This window comes from bacterium (assembly GCA_030654305.1).
Classification (GTDB): Bacteria; Krumholzibacteriota; Krumholzibacteriia; order LZORAL124-64-63; family LZORAL124-64-63; genus PNOJ01.
The window spans coordinates 1-10,644 of record JAURXS010000311.1; the positions used below are offsets into that span (position 1 = coordinate 1).

Below are 10,644 nucleotides of genomic sequence, written 5' to 3' on the forward strand. Positions count from 1 at the left end.
GGCACCGCGACGGGACCGCGCGCACCTTCGAGATCCTCGAAGTCCCGGTCTGCGACGACCGGGGCCGCTTGCTCTCGGTCGAGGGCATCGCCTGCGACATCACCCAGCACAAGCAGAACCTGTCCCTGATCCGCGACCAGCAGGGCCAGCTGCTGGAGAACGAGAAGATGGCGGCGCTCGGACGCATGGTCGCCGGCGTAGCCCACGAGATCAACACGCCGGTGGGCATCGGCCTGACGGCCGCCTCGCACTTCCAAGAGCGGTTCGCCGCCCTGCGCGGCCTCTACGACCGCTCGGCCATGAAGAAGGCCGACCTCGACGGTTTCCTCGCCGAGGCCGACGAGTCGTTGCGGATGATCCGCGGCAACCTCGACCGCGCCGCCCTGCTCATCCAGGGCTTCAAGGGCGTCGCCGTCGACCAGTCCGGCGAGGGGCGCCGCGAATTCGACCTGAAGGCCTACCTCGACGAGACCCTGCTGAGCCTGAGGCCGGTGCTGAAGAAGACCCCGTACGAGGTCGCGGTCGCCTGCGCCCCGGACGTGATGGTCGACAGCTACCCCGGCGCGCTGTCGCACACGATCACCAACCTGGTCATGAACTCGCTGAACCACGGGTTCGACGGCGTGGAGCGGGGCGCGATCGGGATCGCGGCGGAGCGGGTCGGCGACGAGATCCGCCTCGTCTACCGCGACGACGGCGTCGGCATGACCCCCGAGGTGAGGAGCAAGCTCTACGAGCCCTTCTTCACCACGAAGCGCAGCCAGGGCGGCAGCGGCCTGGGCATGCACGTGGTGTACACCGCGGTGACGCAGACCCTCGGCGGCAGGATCGCCTGCGAGAGCAGCCCCGGCCGCGGCACGACCTTCACGATCACGTTTCCGGTGAACAACGGGAGTCGCGATGACGACGCAGAATGACGGGATCCCGCTGGATCTCGACGAGGTGATTTTCGCCGCCGAAGATCCCGCCGGGCCGCCGGACGCGCCGGTCCCGGGCTGGAAACTGCTGATCGCCGACGACGACGAGGAGGTGCACGCCCTCACGCGCCTGGTGCTCTCGGGCTTCACCTTCGAGGGCCGCAGCCTGTCGTTCGTCAGCGCCTATTCCGGCCGCGAGACGGTGGAGCGGATGCGCGAGCACCCGGACACCGCCCTGGTCCTGCTCGACGTGGTGATGGAGCGGGACGACGCGGGCCTGCAGGCCGTCCGGCAGATCCGCGAGGACCTGGGCAACCGCTTCGTGCGCATCATCCTGCGGACGGGGCAGCCCGGGCAGGCCCCCGAGCAGGAGGTCGTCTCCTCCTACGACATCAACGACTACAAGGCCAAGACCGAGCTGACGGCCCAGAAGCTCTTCACCGCCGTCACGGCCGCCCTGCGCGCCTACCGCGACGTGCGCACCATCGAGCAGCACCGGGTCGGCTTCGAGATGATCAGCCGCCTGTCGGGGCGGCTCTTCGAGCACGCCGAGCCGCTGGGGTTCCGGCGGGGCGCCCTGCGGCACTTCGCCGAGATCCTCGGCGCCAGCTGCGGCGAGGACGTCGCCGTCTCCGGCCTCACGACCGTGCGCTTCGACCGGCGCTGCGTGATCCTGGAGGGGGTGGGCGCCTACGAAGGCCTGCAGGGGCGCTTCGTCTCCGAAGCGTGCCGCGAAGAACTGCACGCGCGGTTGCGCACCAGCCGCGGCGGCGAGGCCGACGTCTTCGGCGACGACTGGTACGCGGGGCTCTTCGCCGCCGCCCAGGAGACCTACGGCTACATCTACCTCGAGTCGAGCTCCCCGTTGCCGGAGCTGGCCCGGAGCCTGATGCGCTCCTACGCGGCCAACGTGCGCGTGGCGCTGCAGAACCTGCACCTGAACCTCGAGGTCGTCGAGACCCAGCGCGAGATGATCCACACCCTCGGCGAGGTCGTCGAGAGCCGCTCGCAGGAGACCGCCCACCACGTCAAGCGCGTGGCGCGGCAATCGTACCGCCTGGCGCGCCTGGCGGGGCTCGACGAGGAGCGGGCGCAGCTGCTCCAGATGGCGGCCCCCCTGCACGACGTGGGCAAGATCGCGATCCCCGACGCCGTGCTCAACAAGCCGGGACGGCTGACCGACGAGGAGCGGAGCCTGATGATGACCCACGCCGAGCTGGGCCACCAGATCCTGGCGGGGTCGAACCGCGAGGTCTTCCAGACGGCGGCGCTGGTCGCGCTGCAGCACCACGAGAAGTGGGACGGCACGGGCTACCCGCGCGGCCTGCGCGGCGAGGAGATCGACATCTTCGGGCGCATCGTCGGGCTGGTGGACGTGTTCGACGCGCTGCGGCACGAGCGCGCCTACAAGCCCGCCTTCCCGCTCGAGAAGTGCGTGGAGATCCTGAAGCAGGACAGCGGCCGCCACTTCGACCCGCGGCTGGTGGGGCTCTTCCTGGCTCACCTGGACGAGTTCACGTCCGAGTGCGGCGCCGTCGGGGCGCCCACGGCAACGGACGAAGCCGTCGAAGAGCTGCTGGCCGTCTAGGTCGCGCCGTCGCGCCTTCAGGCGCGCAGGTGCCCGACCAGGATGTTCAGGCCGACCAGGATCAGCAGGACCCCTCCGGCGACCTCCAGCCGTCCGCCCAGTTCGTGCCCGCGTCCCAGGGCGCCGCGCAGGCGGCTGCCCGCGCGGTGACCGAACCAGGTCATCAGGGCCGTCACCAAGCCGATCACCGCCGCCGGCTCCCAGATCCTCACCTGCAGCATGGCCAGGCTCAACCCCACGGCGAAGGCGTCGATGCTCGTCGCCAGGCTCAGCATCAGCAGCGACGCGCCCCGCGAGGGGTCGCCGCCGCGGGGCGCATCGCCGGGAGCGAGCCCGCCGCGCACCATCCGCGCGCCGATGAAGGCGAGCAGGCCGAAGGCGAGCCAGTGGTCCACCGGCGCCAGGCCGGCGGCCACGCGCGTCCCCAGCCACCAGCCCAGGACCGGCATCAGCGCCTGGAACAGCCCGAAATGGAACGCCAGCCGGAAGGCGGCGCGCCGCCCGGGGGCGCGGCCGGACGTGCCGGCGCCGACGCTCACGGCGAAGGCGTCCATGGCGAGACCGACGGCGATCAGGATCACTTTCCAGGCCGGCACGGGACCTCCTGCGGCGGCGCCTACCGCGACGCGCCGCCCCCATGATGGGCGCCGCCCGCCGCCGCGCCAAGCCCCGATTCTCGCCGCTTCCCCGGTTCCCTCCCGGGGGGCGATCGCGTAGAGTGGACGGCGACCCATCCCCCAGGAGGAAGACCGCCATGACGATGCTGTTGTGCCGCCGCGCCGCGGCCGCGATCACGTTGCTGGCCCTGGTCGCGACGGCGGCCGTCGCCGCGAAGCTCCCGGTCCGGACCCTCGACGACCTGCCCCGCCACACCTACGAGGTGACCGGGACCGTGTCCGCGCTGCTGCGCGACGACGCGGCGTTCGACGCCTTCGCCGCGAAGGTGGGCGCGGACGTCGTCGCCGACCTCGAGGCCTACGACATCGCCGATCCCGCCACGCTGCAGCGCATGTACGGCGTCCAGCTGACGCTGGCGCTGATGGCGCGCGACGACGCCCGCGTCCTCGCCCTGGTCGAGGCGGTCCGCGCGCTCGAGGACAAGGAGGCCTCCCGCCTCACCTCGGGCCTGACGGCCGTGGCGATGGTGCGCGCCCGCCGCGACACCGACGGGGACACCGGCGCCACTTACCAGGCCGCCTTCCGCAGCCGGCTGCGCGAACAGGTCGCGGCGCTGCCCTGGGACCTGGTGCGCGACCGCATCGTCCAGCAGAGGGGCCGCACCGAGCTCCTCAGCGAGAACCTGGTGTTGGGCATGGTCCAGGCCCAGTTCGACCCCGTGGTCGCCGCCTCGGGCGCGCTGGGCTCGGAGCTGGCCGCCCAGGTGGTCAACCTCGGCTACGCCCTGCGCTTCGCGCTGCCCCTGAAGGAGTCGCTGCTGGAGGTCTACGGCGACCTCATCGCCGCCCGTGAGACCGTCAAGCGGGACATCTGGGAGGAGCGCGAGGCGCGGCTCGAAGACGGCCTCGGCCTGGCGCCGGTGACCGTCGCGATCTGGGACGCCGGCGTGGACGTCTCGGTGTTCGCGGACGTCTTCACGACGAACCCCGGCGAGCGGCCCGACGGGCTCGACAACGACGGCAACGGGTTCGTCGACGACGTCCACGGCATCGCCTTCGACTACGACGGCCGCGACAGCGCCGAGCTGCTCTACCCGCTCGGCGACGCGGCCCCGCGCCTGGGCGCCGCCATGGACCACATGAAGGGCTACATGGACGTCCAGTCGGGCCTCGACTCGGAGGAGGCCTCGGCGCTCAAGACGCACCTCGCCGAGCTCGAGCCGCCGCAGGTGCAGGGTTTCCTCGAGGATCTCGGCCTGTGCGGCCTCCACGCCCACGGGACGCACGTCGCCGGCATCGCCGTGCGCGGCAACCCCTACGCCCGCCTGCTCGCGGCGCGCATCTCCTTCGACTGGCATTCCGTGCCGCGGCTGCTGACTGAGGAGATGGCCCGGCGCCACGCCGCGTCGTACGGCCGCACGGCGGCCTACTTCCGCGACCGCGGCGTGCGCGTCGTCAACATGAGCTGGGGCTGGGGGCTGAAGGAGATCGAGGGCATCCTCGAGGCCAACGGCTGGGGGGCCTCGGCCGAGGAGCGTTCGCGCGAGGCGACCAAGCTGCTGGGCATCCTCGAGCAGGGGCTGCGGGAGGCGATCACGGGCTCGCCGGGGATCCTGTTCGTCTGCGCCGCGGGCAACGACGACAACGACGTGGCCTTCGACGTGAACATCCCGGCCTCGTTCACGCTGCCCAACCTGCTGGTCGTCGGCGCGGTCGACCAGGCCGGGGAGCCCACGAGCTTCACCAGTTCCGGCCGCAACGTCCGGGTCTACGCCAACGGCTTCGAGGTGCCGAGCTACGTGCCGGGCGGCCGGCGGATGCGCATGTCCGGCACGTCGATGGCGGCGCCCCAGGCCTGCAACCTGGCCGCCAAGCTGTTGGCCCTCGACCCGCGGCTGTCCCCCGTGGAGGTCGTCGACCTGATTGGGCGCGGCGCGGACGCGAAAGGGAGCTACCTGCTGATGAACCCGAAGGCTTCGGTGGGGCTGCTGCCGCGTTGAGTCGCCGGGGAGCCGCGTCGTCAGGGCACGAGCGTGCCGACGGCGAGCCCCACCTTCTCGTTGTTCCTGGCCAGGTAGGCGATGCGGTCGCCGGCCCAGGAGAGGACCGGCCGGCTCAGCTGGAGCGTGGAGGCTTCGTAGACCGTCGCGACGGCGGTCTCCAACGCGTACACGACGTAGTCGCCGTCGTTGTCGAGGTAGCCGATGACGGCGCCGTCGCCGCTCCAGCTCGGCGACACGCCCTCGCCGATGACCGTGACTCCCGTGTCGTCGTCGTTCTCGTACTCCATCCACGAAACCCGCTTCTCGGCGTCGACGAACGCCACGAGCAGCCCGTCGCGCGAGATGCGGACGTCCGTGGCTTCGCGCAGGAGGACGGGGCTGCGGCTCACGACCGGTTCGGTGAGTTCCTCGTAGCCCCATTCCATCAGCCAGGGTGTGCGCCAGAGGCCGACGAGACGGCGCGAATAGCGGGAGAAGGACAGCGTCTGCGGCTCGGAGGTCTGGTTCCCCGACAGGCCCACCGCGGTGCCGGTGAAGCGCCGCAGCGTCGTGGGCGCCGGGACGCCGGCCACCGCCGCCGTGTCGACGGCCATGATGTGCATGGCCCGGTCGCCGCCGGTCCCCCGCACCTGGTAGAAGGCGACGCGGCCCTCGGCCAGGCATCCCGGCTTGTAGGCGCCGGCGGTCCAGGACGTGTTTAGGGTGTCGGTCAGGGCCACCGGCGAGCCGCCCGTGGCTTCCACGCGCCACACGTTGCCGCCGGGGGGGCCGTTGAAGATGACCAGGCGGTCGTCCTGGGTCCAGTCGGGGAAGGCGTCGTGCAGCCGGGCCGCGGCGGGGTCCACCAGGACCGTGGCCGCGACGTGGGCCCGGTCCGCCACGGGCCCGCCGTCCCCGCCGCCGCCGCAGCCGACGACGCCCAGCAGCGGGAGCGCCAGGGCCGACAACAGGGTACGCAAGCGTCGGTGGGTCACGGGTTACCTTTCCGGTGGCCCTATCGGCACGCCGGCGGCGGGTGTTGCAGTTCGCGTGCCAGTCCCGGTCCACAAGCTAACACGGAACCGCCGCCGGCGGTACTGCGGCCTCCGGCCCCGCCCGGACTCGTCCCGTGCCTCGTGGCGGCGGATATGGTAGGCTCCGACCGTTCCCGTCCGAACTGCGGTCCGAGCGAGAGGAGTGTCCCATGTTGCCGTTGAAGCGCATCCTCTGCCCCACGGACTTCAGCGAACCTTCCTACGCCGCGCTGAATGCCGCGATCGAGTTCGCCCAGTACTTCCGGGCCGAACTGAACTGGCTGCACGTCGTGGCGCCCGTGCCGATCATCGCGACCCCGGCCGAGGCCGCCGGCGTGGGCGGTCCGGCCGTGCCGTCGTCCGACCTCGGCGGCGAGATGCTGCGCGGGGCCCAGACGATGATCGCCGAAGCGGCCCGCGATCGCATCCCGTCAGCGGTGGACCTGCACCTGCTCGTGCGGCGGGGGGACCCCGCGCACGAGATCCTGGCGGCGGCGGCCGATCTGGAGGCCGACGCCATCATCATCGCCACGCACGGCCGGACCGGCTGGCGGCGGCTGCTGTTCGGTTCCGTGGCCGAAACGGTGTTCCGCGGCGCCGCCTGCCCCGTGCTGACGATCCGGGCGCCCCGCGACGCCGCGGTCGACGGCGACGAGCCCGACCGGCTGTCCGAGCGGGCCTGAGCGGCCATCCGCGAGAATTTGCCAAGAGCGGCGAACCCGCGGCAGCGGCCGTGCGTCTCTGTGGTCAGGTGACCCGCACGGGGCCGCCGACGGTGCCGCTCCGGCGCGGCGACGAGGGAGAGGGACGATGGAACTGGCCAACCTGCTGGAAAGCTGCCGAGCCGGCGACGAACTCGCCTGGGAGATGCTGGTCCGGCAGACCCAGTCCCGCGTCTTCGGGATCGCCATGACCTACGTCCGCGACCGCGACGAGGCCCGCGACCTCTCCCAGGACATCTTCGTGCGGATCTACCGCAACCTCGACGGCTGCAAGGACGCCGACCGGTTCCTGCCCTGGCTGGTGCGCATCTCCCGCAACGCCTGCATCGACCACCTGCGCCGCCGCAAGGCGCGGCCCCCGGCCCGGGACATCCCGGCCGAGGAGGCGCTGCGGCTGGTCGCGCCGGACGAGGCGCCCGACGAGGAGATGGAGCGCCAGGCCCGCCGCCGCGTGGTCGAGACGGCGCTGCACTCCCTGAGCGAGATCAACCGCGAGATCATCCTGCTGAAGGACATGCAGGGCCTCGCCCTGGAGGAGATCGCCCGCTTGCTGAACCTGCCCCTGGGCACGGTGAAGTCGCGCTCCAGCCGGGCGCGGCTGGAACTGGCCAAGGCCGTGCAGGACCTGATGGGGCCCGCGGGCGCGGAGGCGACGGCATGAACACGCGCTGCACGGCATGGGAAGCCCTCCTGGACGCGTACCTCGACGGTGCGCTCGAAGGGCGCGACGAAACCTTCTTCCGGTCCCACGCGGCCGCCTGCGACCGTTGCCGGGACCTGCTGCGCCTGGTCTCTGCGGACCTGCCCGCCCTGGCCGTCGAGGAAGAGGCCCCGCGGCTGGCCGACAGCGTGATCGCCGTGACTTCGGGCCCCGCCTGCGGCAGGGCGGAGGCGCTGCTGGGCGCGCGGCCGGACGGCGGGCTCTCCGCGGACGAGACCCTCCTGCTGCTGGGGCATCTCGAACATTGCCCGCCGTGCGCCGACCTGGCCCGGGCTCTGGACGTCGCCCTGGCGACCGTGCGGGACCTCGCCGAACCCGAGCTGGACCTGGCGTTCACCTACGACGTCCTGCGGGCGACGTCGGCCACGCGGGCGCGCAAGCGCGGCGGCGCGCTGCCCCGCCTGTCGGATCGTCTCGGCGCGTGGTGGCAGGGCCAGGCGGCCCGGCCCCAGTTCCCCTGGGAAGTCGCGTTCGCCGCCACGGTGGTCCTGGTCCTGCTGTTCGGGACGCCGCTCTCCCCGGCGCGGCGCGCCCCGGCCCGGGCCCTGGCCGCGGTCCAGGCCAGCCCCGCCTGGATGATCGACACCGCCGGCGAGCTGACCGGCGTCGCGGGTGCGGGGATCGGCGCCGTGCAGCAGGACGTGACCGAGCGCCGCAACCGCACCGCGCCGGACCGGGCCGACCTCCTGCGTCACGGCCGGGAGGCGGGCGCGGCCCTCCTGCACGGCGATCTCGACGCGGCCGCGGCGCGCCTGCGGGCCGTGGGCGGGGACCTGACGCAGCTATGGCGCGACTGGCGCGGCGGGGAGCCCGACGCCGGCGACTGATTCTGTACGTGGACGGATGCAACGCGAGCCAAGGAGAGAACCATGGATCAGACACACGACACCCGGCAGCCGGCCTTCACCCCGGACTCGCCCCACGCCCCGCCGCCGCCGCCGGTCCCGCCCGTCTACACGCGGCGCGACCTGCCCCTGAAGTCCGCACCCTTCGCGGTCATCCTGTCGGTGCTGATGCCCGGTCTCGGCTACGTGTACCTGGGCTACTTCCGGCAGGCCGTGACCACGGTCGTGATCTTCGCCTCGCTGATCACGGCGCTGGCCTCCGGCGCCGCCGACGGCATCGAGCCGCTGTTCGGGATCTTCCTGGCCTTCTTCTACTTCTACCAGCTGGTGGACTCCGGCCGCCGGGCCACGATCTTCAACCAGGCGATCGAGGCCGGCTACGCCGGCGGCGTGCCCGCCGACTTCGCCCTGCCCGACGCCGGCGGCATGCTCTTCGGCGGCATGGTCCTGCTGGCCATCGGCGTGGTGGCCCTGCTCAACACGGTCCTGGACGTGGAGCTCGAGTGGCTGAAGGACTGGTGGCCCGTCGGCCTGATCGCCGCCGGCGGCTGGCTGGTCGTCCGCTCGCGCCGGGACAGGACCCCGCGCCGGGACTGACAGCACGGGAATCGCCACCGCAGGCGCCCCCGCCGCCGGGCAGGGGCGCCTGCGGCGTTCCCGCGCCGATTCGGGCTATAGGCGCGTCTCCTGCGGTCGATGACACGGACGAAGGCTTCGGTCCTGGGAGGTCGCCTCCCCACGATCGTTGGTGAAAATCGTTCGTGCCCGACCACGGAGAGCCATGATCCGCCGACCAGCTACCGACCAGCCGCCGATCCCGGGCCGCGCACCGCGGTTCGCGGCCGTCCTGGGCCGGGCGCTGTCGCGCCTGCGCGGTCCGCACGCGCGGGACCTGCGCCCGGAGCGGGAAGAGCTCCTGCGCACCAAGCGCGAGCTCGAGCTGGCGCGCGAGTCGATGGGCAACGCCGCCTACGCCATCTTCTGGGTGCGCGCCGACGGCAGCATCATGGACCACAACCGCACGGCGGCGCGCCTGCTCGGCGACGCCGAGGATCTGCGCGACACCCAGCTGGCCGACGTCTTCGCCGGTTCGCGTTCGGCCTGGCTCCGGATCTGGCAATCCCTGGCCACCCAGGGCAGCTTCGCCGGCGACATGGCGTGGCGGCGGGCCGGAGGCGCCGCCTTCCCGGTGCGCTTGGTCGGCAACCGCGTGTCCCACGACGGCCGGTTCTACGGCTGCCTCTTCGTCTCGGACCGGACCGAAGCGAAGCTCGCCGAGGATCGCCTCGCCGACACCAACGCGCGCTTCCGGGCGCTCACCGAGAACACCTCCGACCTCGTGTTCGTGCTGGACCGCGACGGCGTCACAACCTACGTGAGCCCGGCCGCCGCGAAGACCCTGGGCGGCGGGGAGCGCGAGCTGCTCGGGCGGCGCAGCGGTCTGCTGGTGCACGAGCAGGACCGGCCGTCGGTGGACCGGATCCTGGCGGAAGCCCGCCGGCAACCAGGCCGCACGGTCCGCCTCGAGAACGTGCGGGCCCGGCGAGTGGACGGATCCTGGCTGCACCTCGACGGCGCCTACACGGACCTGCCCGACGTGCCGGGCGTCACCGGGACCGTCGTGGTCTACCGGGACGTCACGGACAGCCGGCGCGCGGACCGCGACCTGCAGGAAAGCCGCCGCCAGTTGTCGACGCTGCTGGGGAACCTGCCCGGCCTGGCCTTCCGCTGCCGGTACGACCGCGACATGTCGTTGGAGTTCGTCAGCGGCGGCTCCCTCGCCCTGACGGGCTATCGGCCCGAGCAGTACTTCGGGGAGCACCCCGTGACCGCCCTGGACATCATTCACCCCGACGACATCGAGAAGGTCCGGGAAGCCATCCAGGCCGCCGTGGATGCGGGCCGGGCGTACGCGCACGAATACCGCATCATCACCGCCGACGGCGCGGTCAAGTGGGTCTGGGAGCAGGGGGTCGGCGTCGCGGGCGAGAGCGGCGGGACCAGGTTCTTGGAAGGGTTCATCACCGACATCACCGACCGGGTCGAAGCGGAGCGGACGATCCGGGAGCTGAACGAGGATCTCGAGCGCCGGGTGGCGGCACGGACCAGGGACCTGGAGGAGGCCCAGGAGCAGCTCATCGCCTCGGAGAAGATGGCGGCGCTCGGCGGGCTGGTCGCCGGCCTGGCCCACGAGATCAACACGCCGCTGGGCGTGGGG

At 72.4% G+C, this 10,644-nt stretch carries 10 protein-coding genes; 8 read left to right on the forward strand and 2 right to left on the reverse strand.

The genetic code is table 11. From position 1 onward, the window contains the following. Together Q7W29_08910 and Q7W29_08915 are read left to right on the forward strand one after the other, a co-directional pair. Nucleotides 1–917, forward strand: a 917-nt coding sequence (locus Q7W29_08910; protein ID MDO9171936.1) for a HAMP domain-containing sensor histidine kinase, incomplete at its 5' end; no start/stop codon positions are given. Next, nucleotides 901–2,505 carry a DUF3369 domain-containing protein gene (locus Q7W29_08915; protein ID MDO9171937.1) on the forward strand — a complete coding sequence of 535 codons (1,605 nt, stop codon included), beginning with the start codon at nt 901–903 and terminating at the stop codon, nt 2,503–2,505. The genes Q7W29_08910 and Q7W29_08915, both read left to right, overlap by 17 nt. A gap of 17 nt (nt 2,506–2,522) precedes the next feature. Here Q7W29_08915 and Q7W29_08920 read toward each other — a convergent pair whose 3' ends face one another. Continuing rightward, nucleotides 2,523–3,101 carry a manganese efflux pump MntP family protein gene (locus tag Q7W29_08920; GenBank protein ID MDO9171938.1) on the reverse strand — a complete coding sequence of 193 codons (579 nt, stop codon included), beginning with the start codon at nt 3,099–3,101 and terminating at the stop codon, nt 2,523–2,525. Nucleotides 3,102–3,259: 158 nt separating this feature from the next. On the opposite strand from Q7W29_08920, the gene Q7W29_08925 reads away from it, so the two are divergent. Continuing rightward, nucleotides 3,260–5,122 (forward strand): S8 family serine peptidase, encoded by a 1,863-nt coding sequence (locus tag Q7W29_08925; protein MDO9171939.1) that lies wholly within the window; start codon nt 3,260–3,262, stop codon nt 5,120–5,122. A 20-nt stretch (nt 5,123–5,142) separates the two neighbouring features. Here Q7W29_08925 and Q7W29_08930 read toward each other — a convergent pair whose 3' ends face one another. Continuing rightward, nucleotides 5,143–6,099, reverse strand: a complete 957-nt coding sequence (locus tag Q7W29_08930) for a hypothetical protein (GenBank protein ID MDO9171940.1) — start codon at nt 6,097–6,099, stop codon at nt 5,143–5,145. Between the two features lie 209 nt (nt 6,100–6,308). Between Q7W29_08930 and Q7W29_08935 the strand changes: the two genes are divergently transcribed. From Q7W29_08935 to Q7W29_08955, 5 genes are all read left to right on the forward strand, one after another. Next, nucleotides 6,309–6,821, forward strand: coding sequence for a universal stress protein (locus Q7W29_08935; protein ID MDO9171941.1), 513 nt, complete (start codon nt 6,309–6,311; stop codon nt 6,819–6,821). A gap of 127 nt (nt 6,822–6,948) precedes the next feature. Continuing rightward, entirely contained in the window at nt 6,949–7,521 is a 573-nt protein-coding gene (locus Q7W29_08940; GenBank protein ID MDO9171942.1) for a sigma-70 family RNA polymerase sigma factor, read from the forward strand. Next, a complete protein-coding gene (locus Q7W29_08945) occupies nt 7,518–8,408 on the forward strand; it encodes a zf-HC2 domain-containing protein (protein MDO9171943.1) in 891 nt (296 codons plus the stop codon). The genes Q7W29_08940 and Q7W29_08945 overlap by 4 nt, the downstream gene beginning before the upstream one ends. Nucleotides 8,409–8,450: 42 nt before the next feature. Then, complete coding sequence (locus Q7W29_08950) at nt 8,451–9,023, forward strand: DUF5668 domain-containing protein (GenBank protein ID MDO9171944.1); 573 nt, start codon at nt 8,451–8,453, stop codon at nt 9,021–9,023. 184 nt (nt 9,024–9,207) lie between these two features. Next, the coding region (locus Q7W29_08955; GenBank protein MDO9171945.1) for a PAS domain S-box protein at nt 9,208–10,644 on the forward strand (1,437 nt) is incomplete at its 3' end.

What these genes read in the sequence shown, in the direction of transcription:
- Q7W29_08915 (MDO9171937.1), top strand. Translation starts at nt 901, where the DNA reads ATGACGACGCAGAATGACGGGATCCCGCTGGATCTCGACGAGGTGATT.
- Q7W29_08925 (MDO9171939.1), top strand. Translation starts at nt 3,260, where the DNA reads ATGACGATGCTGTTGTGCCGCCGCGCCGCGGCCGCGATCACGTTGCTG.
- Q7W29_08935 (MDO9171941.1), top strand. Translation starts at nt 6,309, where the DNA reads ATGTTGCCGTTGAAGCGCATCCTCTGCCCCACGGACTTCAGCGAACCT.
- Q7W29_08940 (MDO9171942.1), top strand. Translation starts at nt 6,949, where the DNA reads ATGGAACTGGCCAACCTGCTGGAAAGCTGCCGAGCCGGCGACGAACTC.
- Q7W29_08945 (MDO9171943.1), top strand. Translation starts at nt 7,518, where the DNA reads ATGAACACGCGCTGCACGGCATGGGAAGCCCTCCTGGACGCGTACCTC.
- Q7W29_08950 (MDO9171944.1), top strand. Translation starts at nt 8,451, where the DNA reads ATGGATCAGACACACGACACCCGGCAGCCGGCCTTCACCCCGGACTCG.